This window comes from Microbispora sp. H13382 (assembly GCF_014161445.1).
Taxonomy (GTDB): domain Bacteria; phylum Actinomycetota; class Actinomycetes; order Streptosporangiales; family Streptosporangiaceae; genus Microbispora.
Map to the genome: position 1 here is coordinate 176,060 of NZ_JABBXA010000005.1, position 13,828 is coordinate 189,887.

Annotated in this window: 13 protein-coding genes; 6 read left to right on the plus strand and 7 right to left on the minus strand. The window is 72.4% G+C overall.

The annotated features are described in order from the left end of the window. Position 1: 1 nt before the first annotated feature. Genes HHX41_RS12700 through HHX41_RS12715 form a run of 4 tightly spaced genes read right to left on the minus strand, consistent with a single transcriptional unit; the run spans position 2 to position 4,030 of the window. Positions 2–961 carry a MoxR family ATPase gene (locus tag HHX41_RS12700; RefSeq protein ID WP_169982828.1) on the minus strand — a complete coding sequence of 320 codons (960 nt, stop codon included), beginning with the start codon at positions 959–961 and terminating at the stop codon, positions 2–4. Next, positions 958–2,097 carry a DUF4350 domain-containing protein gene (locus HHX41_RS12705; RefSeq protein ID WP_182906106.1) on the minus strand — a complete coding sequence of 380 codons (1,140 nt, stop codon included), beginning with the start codon at positions 2,095–2,097 and terminating at the stop codon, positions 958–960. Before HHX41_RS12705 ends, HHX41_RS12700 begins: the two co-directional genes overlap by 4 nt. Beyond that, a complete protein-coding gene (locus tag HHX41_RS12710) occupies positions 2,094–2,732 on the minus strand; it encodes a DUF4129 domain-containing protein (RefSeq protein ID WP_182906107.1) in 639 nt (212 codons plus the stop codon). Before HHX41_RS12710 ends, HHX41_RS12705 begins: the two co-directional genes overlap by 4 nt. Next, on the minus strand, positions 2,729–4,030 hold the full coding sequence (locus HHX41_RS12715; RefSeq protein WP_182906108.1) for a glycerophosphoryl diester phosphodiesterase membrane domain-containing protein: 1,302 nt from the start codon (positions 4,028–4,030) through the stop codon (positions 2,729–2,731). The genes HHX41_RS12710 and HHX41_RS12715 overlap by 4 nt, the downstream gene beginning before the upstream one ends. Before the next feature lie 284 nt (positions 4,031–4,314). Here HHX41_RS12715 and mtrA point away from each other — a divergent pair, with 284 nt between their 5' ends. Genes mtrA through HHX41_RS12730 form a run of 3 tightly spaced genes read left to right on the plus strand, consistent with a single transcriptional unit; the run spans position 4,315 to position 8,514 of the window. After that, positions 4,315–4,992, plus strand: a complete 678-nt coding sequence (gene mtrA / locus HHX41_RS12720; protein WP_030509347.1) for an MtrAB system response regulator MtrA — start codon at positions 4,315–4,317, stop codon at positions 4,990–4,992. A 17-nt stretch (positions 4,993–5,009) separates the two neighbouring features. Next, positions 5,010–6,758, plus strand: a complete 1,749-nt coding sequence (mtrB, locus tag HHX41_RS12725; RefSeq protein ID WP_182906109.1) for an MtrAB system histidine kinase MtrB — start codon at positions 5,010–5,012, stop codon at positions 6,756–6,758. Then, on the plus strand, positions 6,748–8,514 hold the full coding sequence (locus HHX41_RS12730; RefSeq protein ID WP_182906110.1) for an LpqB family beta-propeller domain-containing protein: 1,767 nt from the start codon (positions 6,748–6,750) through the stop codon (positions 8,512–8,514). Before mtrB ends, HHX41_RS12730 begins: the two co-directional genes overlap by 11 nt. Here the strand turns inward: HHX41_RS12730 and HHX41_RS12735 are convergent. Then, a complete protein-coding gene (locus HHX41_RS12735; protein WP_182906111.1) occupies positions 8,499–9,161 on the minus strand; it encodes a hypothetical protein in 663 nt (220 codons plus the stop codon). The genes HHX41_RS12730 and HHX41_RS12735 overlap by 16 nt on opposite strands. Positions 9,162–9,309: 148 nt before the next feature. Here HHX41_RS12735 and HHX41_RS12740 point away from each other — a divergent pair, with 148 nt between their 5' ends. The 3 genes from HHX41_RS12740 to HHX41_RS12750 all read left to right on the plus strand — a co-directional run bounded on the left by HHX41_RS12740 (position 9,310) and on the right by HHX41_RS12750 (position 12,095). Then, entirely contained in the window at positions 9,310–10,032 is a 723-nt protein-coding gene (locus HHX41_RS12740) for a ComF family protein (RefSeq protein WP_169982834.1), read from the plus strand. A gap of 527 nt (positions 10,033–10,559) precedes the next feature. After that, positions 10,560–11,228 (plus strand): ribosome hibernation-promoting factor, HPF/YfiA family, encoded by a 669-nt coding sequence (hpf, locus tag HHX41_RS12745; protein ID WP_182906112.1) that lies wholly within the window; start codon positions 10,560–10,562, stop codon positions 11,226–11,228. Between the two features lie 162 nt (positions 11,229–11,390). Further along, on the plus strand, positions 11,391–12,095 hold the full coding sequence (locus HHX41_RS12750; protein ID WP_169982836.1) for a response regulator transcription factor: 705 nt from the start codon (positions 11,391–11,393) through the stop codon (positions 12,093–12,095). 52 nt (positions 12,096–12,147) lie between these two features. Here the strand turns inward: HHX41_RS12750 and HHX41_RS12755 are convergent, their stop codons facing one another. Both HHX41_RS12755 and HHX41_RS41715 read right to left on the minus strand, forming a co-directional pair. Next, positions 12,148–13,401 (minus strand): DNA glycosylase AlkZ-like family protein, encoded by a 1,254-nt coding sequence (locus tag HHX41_RS12755; protein ID WP_310741954.1) that lies wholly within the window; start codon positions 13,399–13,401, stop codon positions 12,148–12,150. Positions 13,402–13,470: 69 nt separating this feature from the next. Beyond that, on the minus strand, positions 13,471–13,782 hold the full coding sequence (locus HHX41_RS41715) for an HGxxPAAW family protein (RefSeq protein ID WP_310741955.1): 312 nt from the start codon (positions 13,780–13,782) through the stop codon (positions 13,471–13,473). Positions 13,783–13,828: the final 46 nt, after the last annotated feature.

The window sequence follows — 13,828 nt, forward strand, 5'->3', positions numbered from 1 at the left end:
CTCACCGGGGAACGGGGACGGTGGCCAGGATGCCCTCCAGGATGCCGTCGGGGGTGGCGCCCTCCAACTCGGCCTCCGGACGCAGCCCCACCCGGTGCCGCAGGGCGGGCCGCGCCAGGGCCTTCACGTCGTCCGGCGTCACGTACGACCGTCCCGACAGCCAGGCCCACGCGCGGGCGGCGGCGAGCAGCGCGGTGGCCCCCCGGGGTGAGACACCGAGCTGCAGCGAGGGCGACTGCCGGGTGGCCCGGGCGACGTCCACAATGTAGCCGAGCACCTCGGCTCCCACGTGGACCTGGGCGACCGCCCGGCGTCCCGCCTCGAGGTCGGCCGCGGACGCCACGGGCTTGATCTCCGACAGGTCGCGCGGGTCGAAGCCGAGCGCGTGCCGCTCCAGCACGGCGATCTCCTGCTCGCGCGGCGGCAGCGGCACGGTCAGCTTGAGCTGGAACCGGTCGAGCTGCGCCTCGGGGAGCTGGTAGGTGCCCTCGTACTCGACGGGGTTCTGCGTCGCCACGACGATGAACGGATCGGGCAGCGCGCGGGCCTCGCCCTCGACGCTGACCTGCCGTTCCTCCATGGCCTCGAGCAGGGCGGCCTGGGTCTTCGGCGGGGTGCGGTTGACCTCGTCGGCCAGCAGCAGGTTGGTGAAGACCGGCCCCTCGCGGAACTCGAACTCCGCCGTCCGCGCGTCGTAGACCAGCGACCCCGTGACGTCGCCCGGCATGAGGTCGGGGGTGAACTGCACCCGCTTGAAGTCCAGCGCGAGCGTGGCCGACAGCGTGCGTACGAGCAGGGTCTTGGCCACGCCGGGCACGCCCTCCAGCAGCACGTGACCCCGGCACAGCAGCGCGATGACCAGGCCGGTGACGATCGGGTCCTGGCCCACGACCGCCTTGGCCACCTCCGCACGCAGCGCCGCGAGCGCGTCGCGCGCGGCGTCCGATTCAGGAATGGTCAAGAGTCTCGTACCTGCCTTTCGAGTGTGTCCAGGTGGGCGGCGAGGGCCACCAGCGCGGTGTCGTCCCCGGGCGGCGGGCCGCACAGCAGCGTCAGCACCGGCTCCGGGTCCCGGCCGGTACGGGCGGCCGCCGCGACGGCGACCTCCTCCGGGGTGGCGGTGCGGCGCAGTCCGAGGCGGGGGGCGAGCCGGTCGGCCGCGGCGGCCCGCAGCGCGAGGGCGGCCCGGTCCCTGGCCCGGCGGGACCTGTAGAGGCGTCCGCGCCCCTCCACGGTCTCCGCCGCCCGCACGACCACGGGCAGGCGCTCGACCACGACGGGCCCGAGCCTGCGTCCCCGCCACAGGGCGACCACGGCCACCGCGACGGCGAGCTGGATGACCGCCCACTTCACGCCGGCGGGGATGAGGTCGCCGAGTGAACGGGCCTCCTCGTCCGTCCCGCCGCCGGTCTCGGCGGAATCGTCCGGCGCGGCGAGCCAGATGAGCTTCGCCCGCGCACCTGCCAGGTTCAGTGCGAGCGCCGCGTTGCCGTCCTCCGCGAGGCGCAGGTTGGTCAGGAACGACGCGTCGCCCAGCACGGTCACCGTGTGCCCGTCCGCGGCGTAGCGGACCAGGGCGTGCCCGTCGCCGGCCGGGTAACAGCCCGTGGCTCCCGGCGGCCCGGTGAGGGACACGCCGCCGGTGTAGGCGTTGCCGGCCCGCACCGCCTCTCGCAGCGTGCACTCCGGGGCCCGGGACCGGGTACGCGCCTCGCCCTCCCTGCTCACACCGGGAGCGAGCACGTCGAGGTACGGCACGGAGCCGACGACGAGCCGGTCGCCGAAAGCCGCGGCGATGCGGCCCGCGGCGTCGCGGTTCAGGAAGCTCGCCTCGGTGACCAGCAGCAGGGTATGCGGCCCGGCGGCGGCCACGGCCGCGGCGGGGGTCTCCACGCGGGCCACCTGCACCCCGTGCGCCTCCAGCAGCCGGGCGAGGGCGGCGCCGCCGTTCAGGGAGGTGTCGGCGGGGTCGAGGGCCCGGCCCCCGGACGGTCCCCCCGACAGCAGTACGGGCAGCGCCGCCACGACCAGCACGAGCGCCGCCAGCAGCGTGACCCGGGCCGTCTGCCGCGCGCGCCCCGACGTCCCGGCGGTCATGCGGCGGCGCCCGTGCGGGCCGACCGCAGGCGTTCGTCCAGCGCGGTGAGCGTCAGGTAGCCCTCCCGGGTGCCGCCCGCTCCGCCGTAGGTCACGTCGTCGAACAGGCGTGCCGCCGCGCGCAGGCCGGCCGCGTGGGGCGGCAGCGCCTGCCCGGCGGCCTCGGCCAGCTCGTCGGCGGTCCGGCCCGGCATCGGGCTGACGACGGCGCGTTCCTCCAGTTCGCGGGCGATGGCGCGCAGCCGCTCCTGGATGGCCCCGGCCCAGCCGCCCTCGGCCGCCAGGCGTTCGGCCTCGGCGCGATGCTCGGCGGCCGTCCGCTCGCGCTGCCCGAACACGGCTCCGCTCTCCGTGCGCCGGCCGCCGGAGAAGCGGCGCAGGGCCCACAGGAGCAGCACGGCCAGGACGGCGAGGAGGACGGTGATCACGATGAGTGACACCACGCCGCCCTCGCCCGTGCCGCCGCCGCTCAGCAGGTCGCCGAGGAACTGCGAGATCTCCCGCCGCAGCCGGTCGAACAGCGGCTCGTGCTGGTAGCCCGCCCGGGACAGTTCGCGTGCCGCCTCCCGCGCGGCCTCGTCGTGGCCGGCGTCGACGGGTGAGGCGAGCAGTGCGGCGGCCCGCACGACCGTCACGCCTGCGGGCCGTAGGGCCCGTACGGTCCGTACGGCGGAGCCCCGTGGTAGGGCGCGGAGCCCGGCCCGGCGCCGTAGCCCGGGTGCCACAGGTCGTCGATCCCCGCGTGCACCCAGCCCTGCGACTGGTTCCGGGCCGCCGCCGTCTGCAGCACGAGGTCGAACGCCTCGGCCCGCATCCGCCGGTCGGCGTACAGCAGACCGGCCACGCCCGCCTGGAACGGGTAAGTGATCATGGAAGCGAGGACCTGCCCGATCGCCAGGAGGATCGCCGCCACGATGGTCCCGGCCGCCGTGCCGCCGCTCAGCATCCCGATGAGCGTGCCGCCGAACGAGAACGGCACCGCCAGCACGCTGCTGATGATGGCCGCGAGCAGGGAGGTGAGCAGCAGGATGCCGAGCACCCGCCAGCTGTCGCCCTTCACCAGCCGCCACGAGCGGGTCATGGCGTCGGTGACGCCGCGGCCCTCCAGCACGACCGCGGGGGCCGCGAGCGACAGGCGCGTGTAGAAGAACAGCAGGTACGGGATGTAGGTCAGGAAGAACAGCAGGCCGACGACGACCGCCGCCGCCGCGGTGGTGTTCGCCGTGCCGTCGAACGCGCCGGCCGCGGCCAGGCTCACGAACACCGCGACGAGCGCGAGCAGCGGCAGCAGGAGGATGAGCCCCTGCAGCAGCACCAGCCCGAACAGCGCGGGCACCCGCGACCGCGCGAGCCGCCACGCCTCGCCCACCGTGATCCGCCCGCCGAACACCGCGCGGCCGAGCACCCGGGTGAGGATGCCGGTGAGGATCGTCGTGCCCACGAACGTCATGACGTAGCCGACGAGCCCGCCGATGAGCTGGGAGGTCCCTCCGGCGAGCGGCCCGCTCACCGCGTCGGCGGCGTACGGGTCGCTCAGGAGCTCGCCGAGCGAACGGAAGGAGAAGGCCTGTCCGATGGCGGTCGGGATCGCGGTGATCGCCGCCACGATCGCCGACAGGCCGAGCGTGGCCTTGGGGTTCGACCGGATCAGCTTGATCGTGCCGTCGAGGATGTCGCCGAGCGCCAGCGGGCGCAGCGGGATGATGCCCGGCCGCGGCGCGTCCGGCGGCCGGTACGCGTACGGCCCGCCGGGAGCGGGGGCCTGGGGGGCGGGCGGATACGCGCCCTGCGGCGGACCGGAGGGGGGAGGACCGGCGGAACCCCCAGGTCCGCCGGGGGAGGCCCAGGATCCGGCGGCCCCGCCGTACGGGGGAGGCTGCTCGGCCGCCCAGCCGGAGGGCACGTCGGGGGTGGAGCCGGGGCCGTCTGTCATGTCCCAATCCTGGCATGATGTACGAGCCTGCCGCGCGATCGTACGCGAGGCTCTCAGGGGATGGCCGAAACGGGGGGTGCGGGAGCACACTTGGAACGTGACCGCACCACGGGATTCCCGCCGGTGTGACCGCATCTGGTCAGATAATCGCGCGCTACGTTTGCTGCGCCTAAACTCCAACCTCTGTCATGGTCGTGTAACACCCAAGTGGCGGCCACCGGTAGCCTGCGGGGGAAACCTGTGACAAACGCCCAAATCTCCCATACGCGTACGAATGAGGGGCCATGAAAGGACGCGTGCTGGTCGTCGACGACGACGCCGCTCTCGCCGAGATGCTCGGCATCGTCTTGCGCGGGGAGGGTTTTGAGCCGTCGTTCGTGTCCGATGGCGACAAGGCACTCGACGCCTTCAGGGACACCCGGCCGGACCTCGTCCTGCTCGACCTGATGCTCCCCGGCGCCGACGGCATCGACGTCTGCCGCCGCATCCGCGCGGAGTCCGGTGTCCCGATCGTGATGCTCACGGCCAAGAGCGACACCATCGACGTCGTGCTCGGCCTGGAGTCCGGCGCGGACGACTACATCGTCAAGCCGTTCAAGCCCAAGGAGCTCGTCGCCCGCGTGCGCGCCCGCCTGCGCCGCACCGACGAGCCGACCCCCGAGATCCTGCAGATCGGCGACATCACCATCGACGTGGCCGGCCACTCGGTCAAGCGCGGCGAGGAGACCATCAACCTCACGCCGCTCGAGTTCGACCTGCTGGTCGCGCTGGCCCGCAAGCCCCGCCAGGTCTTCACCCGCGAGGTGCTGCTGGAGCAGGTCTGGGGCTACCGGCACGCCGCCGACACCCGCCTGGTGAACGTGCACGTCCAGCGCCTGCGCGCGAAGATCGAGAAGGATCCCGAGCACCCCGAGATCGTCGTCACGGTCCGGGGTGTGGGCTACAAGGCCGGTCCGGCCTAAGCCCGCCCGTCGTCGCCATGCCGGTCCCCGCGAGGAAACTGCGTCGCCGGACCCCGGGCCAGATCGCCCGCGGGGTCCGCAGACGCGCGCGCCGCCTCGCGGGCCGGCTGCGGCGCGCCTGGCGGCGCTCGCTCCAGCTTCGCGTCGTCACCAGCACACTCGTGCTGTCGATGGCCGTCGTGGCCGTCCTCGGCGTCTTCCTGTACCAGTCGATCAGCGCATCGGTGCTGACCTCCAGCGAGGTGGCCGCGGTCGAGGAGTCCCGGGCGAACGTCGCGACCGCGAGCGGCTACCTCACCCAACCGGCGGACGTGACCGACAACGCTCAGGACGCCACGGCCCAGGGGCAGACGGTCAACCCGGTCGACGCGGCGGCCAAGGCCCTGACCGACCGTTCCGGAGGCCGCTACGACGTCGTCGTCTTCAACGACGCATCGGTCGGCGAGGGCCGGGCGTCCGGCCAGATCGACTGGTCGAGCATCCCGGCCTCCCTGCGGGAGAAGGTCCAGAGCAGCGAGGAGCAGTCGCTCACCAAGGCGTTCACGAAGATCCGGTACATCGGCGCGAAGCAGCCCGAGAGCGGCATGGTGGTCGGCGCCCGGGTGAACGGCGCCTACGAGATCTACCACGTCTTCCCGCTCGGCGACGAGGAGAAGACACTGCTCACCGTCCAGCGGATGGTCTTCGGCGCGGGAGCCGCGCTCGTGCTGCTGCTCGCCGGTGTCGCCTCCCTGGTCACGCGGCAGGTGGTCACGCCCGTACGGCTCGCGCGCCAGGCCGCGGAGCGGCTCGCCGCGGGCCGCCTCGAGGAGCGGCTCAAGGTGCGCGGGGAGGACGACCTCGCCCGGCTGGCGACGTCCTTCAACGAGATGGCGTCCAACCTCGCTTTGAAGATCCACCAGCTGGAGGAGCTCTCGCAGGTGCAGCGGCAGTTCGTCTCCGACGTCTCCCACGAGTTGCGCACGCCGCTGACGACCGTCCGGATGGCCGCCGACCTGCTGTACGAGGGCCGCGACGACTTCGACCCCGCCTCCGCACGGGCCGCCGAGCTCATGCAGAACCAGCTCGAACGCTTCGAGTCGATGCTCGCCGACCTGCTGGAGATCAGCCGGTACGACGCGGGCGCGGCCACCCTCGACCTGGACCCCGTCGACATGCGCGACGTGGTCCTGCGCGCGGTGGGCGACTCCGAGACGCTCGCCGAGCGGCAGGCCACCCGGTTCGAGCTGCGCCTGCCCAACGAGCCCTGCATGGCCGAGGTGGACGGCCGCAGGGTCGAGCGCATCCTGCGCAACCTGCTCTTCAACGCCATCGAGCACGGCGAGGGCAAGGACATCGTCGTCACGCTCGGCGCCGACCGCGACGCCGTGGCCGTGGCCGTACGCGACCACGGGGTCGGCCTCAAGCCGGGTGAGGAGACGATGGTGTTCGACCGCTTCTGGCGGGCCGACCCCTCCCGCGCCCGGACCATCGGCGGCACCGGGCTCGGCCTGGCGATCTCGCGGGAGGACGCCATGCTGCACGGCGGGTGGCTCCAGGCGTGGGGCGCTCCGGGGGAGGGCAGCCAGTTCCGCCTGTCGCTGCCGCGCGTGGCGGGCGCCCCGCTGCGCGGGTCGCCGCTCCCGCTCGTGCCGCCGGAGGTCGAGATGCGGCGCACGTGGCGCGGCCACGCCACGCCGGTCCTGACCCCGGCCGCCGGCGTCGCGCCGGAGGCGGCGCCGCGGGCGAGGGAGAACGTGGAGGCGGGGGCCTTCGATGCGGAGTGAGCGGCTCGGCGCCCGCCGTCTCACCGCTGTCGCCGGTGCGGCGCTCGTCCTGGTCACCGGCGGGGCGGGGTGCGCCACCGTGCCCACGAGCGGCAGCCCCCGCCCGGCACAGGAGGACCACGGCAAGGACACGCTCAGCCAGCCGTACGTGCGGCTCATCGCCACGCGGCCGAAGAAGGGCGCCCTGCCCGAGGACATCGTCAAGGGCTTCCAGGCGGCCATGGCGGCCTTCGACGACCGGGAGCTGAGCGTCGCCAGGGAGTACCTCACCCCCGGCGCGGCCAAGGCCTGGAACCCGTGGCGGCAGACCCGGATCTACGAGGGCAAGATCGAGTCGGACCGGGCGCAGAACCTCCAGGAGGTCACGCGGACGACGGTGACGCTGAAGGGCACGGCGGTCGCCACGATCGACGAGGAGGGCAGGTCCACCCCGTCCGCCGGTAACTTCGTCGAGCCGTTCACGCTGGTCAAGCAGAACGGCGAGTGGCGGATCGACGTTCCGCCCGACGCCCGCCTGCTGTCGTACGACGACCTGTGGCGCGCGTACCGGAAGGTGGACCTGTACTACCCACCGGCCACCGGGGAGGTCGGCCTCGTGGCCGACCGCGTGTGGGCGCCCGTCGAGCCCAGCCGGGGGGTGCCGGAGACGCTGGTCCGCCGCCTGCTCGCCGGACCGACCTCGTCCATCAGGAACGCGGTCAGCAGCGCGTTCCCGCCGGGAACGCAGCTCAACCGCATCACGGTCGAGGGCGACACGGTCGTGATCGACTTCTCCTCGGAGCTGGAGTCGGTGCCCGCCGACCGTCTCGACGCGCTGAAGGCCCAGCTCGTCTGGACGCTCGGCGAGCTGGTGACCGGCCGGACCGTCGAGATCCGCGCGAACGGCGGTTCCGGGCTGCGCTTCCGGCCCGCCGACTACGCCCGCTACGACCCGAGCGTGCTGAGCGGCTCCGTGCAGGCGTACTACATGCAGGGCGGCAGGCTGCTGCAGTTCAAGGAGAAGGGCGACGGCACGCCGGTGCCCGGCGCGGCCGGCGAGCAGGCCGGGAAGTTCTCCCAGCCGGCCGTCTCCGACCCCGGCGAGTTCCCGCCCCTCGTGGCCGCCCTGGTCAACGGCGACGGCGTCTACGCCGCCCCGATGACACCGGGCAGCCAGTGGCAGCGGTGGATCGCGGGCGGGGACATGAGCCCCCCCTCCTGGGACCGTTACGGGGCCGTCTGGTCGGCCGAGAGGGTCAACCCGCACGAGAGCCGGGTCTGGGTGGCCGAGAACGGCCGGGCCCGCCGGGTGGACGTCAACGAGGAGCTGTCGTACGGGCGCATCGTCAAGCTGCGGGTCTCCCGGGACGGCGCCCGTGTCGCCGCGATCCTCGACGACGGCCTCGGCACCTCCGTGAAGATCGGCACGATCGTCCGCAACGGCCAGCAGACCCGGATCGAGTCCGTACGGACGCTCATCGAGCCGCGCGACGCGCAGAAGATCAAGGACATCGCGTGGCAGGACGCCGCCGACCTGCTCGTGCTGTCCGAGGGCAGGAGCGGCCAGGAACTGGTCATGTGGTCGGTGATGGAGGGCGTCGTCCCGGGCGACGGGCCCATCAAGCTCGACTCGAAGGTCAAGTCGGTCGCCGCCGCCCCCGACCACGTCCTCGCGGCGGCCGACGACGGCCAGGTGCTCACCTACAGCATGGACAAGCACGCCTGGACGCCGCGCGCCTACAACGGCGCCACCAACCCCGTCTACCCCCTCGGCTGAGCCGCGGCGGACCCCTGCCCGAGCTCGCTCCGGAGTGCCGCGTCTCGCGGCGCGTGTGCGATGAGCAGTGCAGTCCCCGCCGCGAGAGACACCAGGGGACCGTGTGGGTAGTAGCCCAGTGAGGCGAGACCGGCGGCGAGGACGAGAATCGTCGCCGCCATGAGGATCCGTGTCCATCTCTTCCAGCAAGTCCCGGCCGTCGCGGCGGCGAAGGGGCCGGCGATACCCACCAATATGAGCGCGAAGATCTCCGCTCCCCACAACGGATGAAGCGGTGAATCCACCGGTGTCCCCAGGTAGCTGAGCGCCGAGACCACCCCGGTCGCGATGATCAGCCAGGCGAAGAGCCGTCCGCCGATTCCGGCTCTGCGCATGTCCGGCAGGAGCGCGACACCGACAGCGAGGAAAGACAGGCCTCCAAGCGCTCCGAACACGACGTAGGGGTCGGCGCCGATCGCCTCGCTGACGGCCTGGTAGGGCGCCGACCGGTACACGTGCGCCACCCACTCCCAGGACCAGCCGTCCCATGCCACCAGGGGAAGGGTCAGCAGCTCCCAGAGGCCGCCGAGGGCGACGAGGCCAAGGCGCCACCGTCGGGAGCGGTCGGCGAAGGAGCAGGGCGGATCGGCGGCCACATCGTCGGTCATGAGGCCATTGCACCATCCCTTTAGGTTGCCCGAAAGATCCAAATGGACAGTCCGATAAGAAGGTGGTGTCGGCGTCCCGCACGCTCGCGCTTCGTTCCTGAGGACGGGCCCCGGTATTTCGTCGGTGGCGGGCGGCATGCTTGGGGGCGTGCCGGCGGCCCTGCTCGACCTGATCCTTCCGCCCCGTTGCGCCGGATGCGGCGCGCCGGGCGCGGTGGCCTGCCCGTCCTGTACGGCCGGGTTGCTGCGGGAACCGGCTCCCCGGCCGCCGGACCCGCCGCCCGCCGGTCTGCCGGACTGCTGGTCGGCCACCGCCTACGACGGAGCGGCCCGCCGGATGATCCTCGCGCACAAGGAACGCGGCCGTACGGCCCTGGTGCCGGCCCTGGCCGCCTCGGTGAGCGCCTGTGTGGCCGCGTGGGCGGCGGGCGGGGGAGCGGACCGCGAGCTGTGGCTGGTGCCGGTTCCGAGCGCCAGGGCCGCCTCTCGCCGCCGCGGGCACGATCCCGTGCGGAGCCTCGCCACGGCGGCGGCCCGCGAGCTGTGCCGGCGGGGCCGTCCCGCCGCCCTCGCGCCCCTGCTCCGCCAGGGCCGGCGCGTGGCCGACCAGGCGGGGCTGGGATCGGCGGAGCGGGCCGTCAACCTGTCGGGCGCCTTCGAGGTCGTGCCGGGCGCGGCGGCGCGGCTCCGGCCCTCCGGCCGCCGTCCGGGGGCCGTCGCCGTGGTCCTGGTGGACGACGTCGTTACGACCGGGACGACGCTGGCGGAGGCGGCCAGGGCGCTGCGCGCCACGGGCACGGAGCCGGCCGTGGCGGTCACGATCGCCGCGACACGCCGGAGACGCCGGATTGGTGAACATCACCGACAGTAAAGACTCGTGCAAGCCTGGGGCATCCCGCGGTGGAGCGGATCGCTGCCGGATTTGCGGCGACTTCCCTGCTCAATCCAGGTGTGGATGCCGCGCTGGCGGGGATTCCCAGAACATGACCGCGAATTTTCCATCGGCCAGACGGCAACCGGGATCACGCAAAGTGATCGTTTAGCCGATCTCCTGGCTGACATTCGAGGCGGTAGCGACTAGCGTTCAGACATGGCACCCGTTCGGGTCCGTGGTTGCGCCGGGCCGACTCCATCGCGGAGTCCGGCCTGGTTAGCCGATGCCAGCCGCAGGCGAAACGGCCCACGTAAGGCGACTCTTGGTCGACCGATCACGGTGCGGCTTAGGAGTAAGTCCTGCCCTCCCGGGGGTCCAGATGTCCCCCGTCAGAGGAGAAGGGTAGTAGTGGCGAGTGAGCTGCGAATCTCTCAGCAGGCGAATGTGGGGACGAAGACCAGGTCGGCCGGACGGGTGTCCAAGGAGCGCGTGCACCACCGTCGATGTGCGAAGGGGGGCTTTGCGTGGAAATCATCGTCAAGGGACGGCACACCACTGTGGGTGACCGGTTCCGCGATCAAGTGACGTCCAAGCTGGCCAGGATCCAGAAGCTCAACAACAAGCTCATCCAGATCGACGTAGAGGTCTCAAAGGAGCCCAATCACCGGCAAAGCGGGCAACGTGAACGGGTGGAGCTGACGATCCACTCGCGGGGCCCCGCCATCCGCGCCGAGGCCTGTGCGGACGACCGGTTCTCGGCGCTGGACATCGCCATCGGCAAGCTGGAGGAGCGGCTGAGGCGCCTCGCCGACCGCCGCAAGATCCACCATGGGAAGAACTATCCTCGCTCGGTCGCCTCGTACACCGCGGTGGCGGAGGTCCAGGGGGAGATCCAGACCCTCCGGGAGGAACCGGAGCCGGCACCGGTCGCCGAGATCCCGGCGGAGACCGCAGCGGAGCGGGGCGCGAGCTTCGAGCCCATCGTGCCCATCGAGATGGACGGCGAAGGACCGCTGATCGTTCGCGAGAAGTTCCACAAGGCCGACCCCATGACGATCGACCAGGCGCTCCTGGAGATGGAGCTGGTGGGTCACGACTTCTACCTCTTCCGGGACAAGGAAGGGGGCCAGCCGAGCGTCGTCTACCGCCGGCGCGGCTATGACTACGGAGTCCTCAGGCTCGTCGAGAGCTAGCTTCCGCGAGGCGCCCCGGCCCGGACATCTGGGCCGGGGCTCCGCACATCCGGGAACAAACCGGGCGGAGAGGGACGGGACGGGCGCAACAAGATCCCTAACCACCCTGGCGCCCGTGTAATGATGGCGATCCAGCGTCCTTGGCCCCCGCAAGGAGGTTCCGTGACCCGACCCGACGAGGCGGCCCGAGCAGCCGGTCGAAGCGAGCCGATCCGTGTGCTGATCGTCGACGATCACGCGCTGATCCGCCGCAGTCTGGAGCTCGCGCTGGCCGCGGAGGCGGACATCGAGGTGGTAGGCGAGGCGAACGACGGCCAGGAGGCGGTCGAGCTCGCGGACCGGTTGATGCCGGACGTGGTCCTGATGGACGTCCGCATGCCGAGGCTGGACGGCATCGGGGCGACCCGGAAGATCAAGGAGTCGGTGCCGAGCACCCGGATCATCATGCTGACGGTCAGCGACGAGGAGGAGGACCTCTTCGAGGCGATCAAGGCCGGTGCCACCGGATACCTGCTCAAGGACGTCCAGATCGACGAGGTGCCCGACGCCGTGCGCGGCGTCCACGAGGGTCAGTCGCTCATCAACCCCGCCATGGCGGCCAAGTTGATCAGCGAGTTCGCGAACATGAGCCGCAAGGAGGCCGAGCGGCCTCCCCAGCTCCCGGTTCCCCGCCTGACCGACCGGGAGATGGAGGTCCTGCGCCTCGTCGCGAAGGGCATGAACAACCGCGAGATCGCCAAGGACCTGTTCATCTCCGAGAACACGGTGAAGAACCACGTCCGCAACATCCTGGAGAAGCTCCAGCTCCACTCGCGCATGGAGGCCGTGGTCTATGCCGTGCGCGAGCGGCTGCTGGAGATCACCTGAGCGGGGTGACCGCGTCGTCCGTCGTCATGGCGTCCGCTGCCGGAACAGGTCCTTAGGGGGCGCCTGGCGACTGCCTGGCCGGTGCCCGCTCGGGACCGCGGGCCACGGCGGCGCGCAACGGGCCCTCCAGGTCCGGTGCGGCGACCCGCTCCACCCGCACGTCGGTGCAGCCGACCCAGCTCGCGGCCTCCCACAGGGCGTCGCTCATCGCCTCCACGGCCCGCCCGCGGCCGCCGCCCGGCTCGAAGCCGACCTGCCGGGCGACCAGCGTGGCGCCCTCACGGGCCGGGTCGACCCGGCCGATGATCCGCCCGCCCGCGAGCACCGGCATCGCGAAGTAGCCGTGCACCCGCTTGTCCCTCGGGACGTACGCCTCCAGGCGGTGGTTGAGGCCGAACACGCGCTCCGCCCGCGCCCGCTCCCAGATGAGCGAGTCGAACGGCGACAGCGGCGTGGTGCGGTGCCGCCCGCGCGGCTCGCTCTCCAGCGCCGCGGGATCGGCCCAGGCGTTCGGCCCGCCCACGTCCGCGCCGCGCCGGGCGGGCCAGCCCGACACGCGTACGGGCACGAGGCCGGCCGCGCCGCTCAGCAGCGCATCGTCGAGCATGGCGGCGTGCCCGCCCTTGACGCGGGTGAAGTCGACCAGGTCCGCCCTGGTCGCCACGCCGAGCGACCGCCCGGCGATCGCGGTCAGCCGGGCCACGCACTCCTCGTCGGGCAGGTCCTGGGCGAGCAGGTCCGCCGGGACCGCGCGCTCTGCCAGCTCGTAGACGCGCCGCCAGCCGACGCGGCGGGTGCAGACGACCTCACCGACGTCGAGCAGGAACTCGATGGCGATCTTGGTGTCCGACCAGTCCCACCACGGGCCCCCATTCTTGGCGCCGCCGATGTCGGCCGTCGTCAGCGGGCCGTCCGTGCGCACCTGCTCCAGGACCTTGTCGACGACGGGCGGCACCTCGTGCCAGCGGAACCGCCGCTCCCGGTAGGCCCGGCGGCGGAAGGCGTACAGCGGCCACTGCTCGATGGGCAGGACGCAGGCGGCGTGGCACCAGTACTCGAAGGCCCGGGCGGGGTCGTCCCAGTAGGCCCGCTCGACCGCGGCGCGCCCGACCGCCCCGAGGCGCGCGTACGCGACGAGCTCGTGGGAGCGGGCGAGGACGGAGATGGTGTCGAGCTGGACGGCGCCGACGCGCCGCAGCATGGCGGAGACACCGCCGCCGCGGGCTGCGGCGCCGAGGAAACCCTGGGCCCGGAGGATGATCCTGCGGGCCTCGTCAGCGGTGAGATCGGCGGTCAGGTCGGTCACAGCCACAGATGCTAGACGCCGTGACCGACAAAACGCTTACGGTGGTTCGGGTTCGGGTCCGGGTCGACCTCAGGAGGTGATCGACCGGTGCTCGAACGGCGAGTGGTGCTCCTGGACCGGAACCTCCCGGGGGGCGTCCACGATCACGTCCGAGAAGATGTCGAACGCGAGCGCGAGGAGCCCGCCGACGGCGCAGATGCCCACGCCGATCCAGACGAAGAGCCAACTCGGGCCGAGGGTCAGCGCCACGCCCCCGACGGTGAAGCCGATGAGGATGATGGAGACGGCGAGCCAAGATTTGGCGCTACCCGCGTGGCTGCCCTGGTGTCCGCTCTGTGCCATACCCCGTTTTCTACCTGATGGCAGAGGTGGTCGGAACATCGGGGGATCCTTGGGCGCGGTTTTCCCCTTATGAGTTACGCGATTG

What these genes read in the sequence shown, in the direction of transcription:
- HHX41_RS12705 (WP_182906106.1), bottom strand. Translation starts at nt 2,097, where the DNA reads ATGACCGCCGGGACGTCGGGGCGCGCGCGGCAGACGGCCCGGGTCACG.
- HHX41_RS12715 (WP_182906108.1), bottom strand. Translation starts at nt 4,030, where the DNA reads ATGACAGACGGCCCCGGCTCCACCCCCGACGTGCCCTCCGGCTGGGCG.
- mtrA (WP_030509347.1), top strand. Translation starts at nt 4,315, where the DNA reads ATGAAAGGACGCGTGCTGGTCGTCGACGACGACGCCGCTCTCGCCGAG.
- mtrB (WP_182906109.1), top strand. Translation starts at nt 5,010, where the DNA reads ATGCCGGTCCCCGCGAGGAAACTGCGTCGCCGGACCCCGGGCCAGATC.
- HHX41_RS12730 (WP_182906110.1), top strand. Translation starts at nt 6,748, where the DNA reads ATGCGGAGTGAGCGGCTCGGCGCCCGCCGTCTCACCGCTGTCGCCGGT.
- HHX41_RS12735 (WP_182906111.1), bottom strand. Translation starts at nt 9,161, where the DNA reads ATGACCGACGATGTGGCCGCCGATCCGCCCTGCTCCTTCGCCGACCGC.
- HHX41_RS41715 (WP_310741955.1), bottom strand. Translation starts at nt 13,782, where the DNA reads ATGTTCCGACCACCTCTGCCATCAGGTAGAAAACGGGGTATGGCACAG.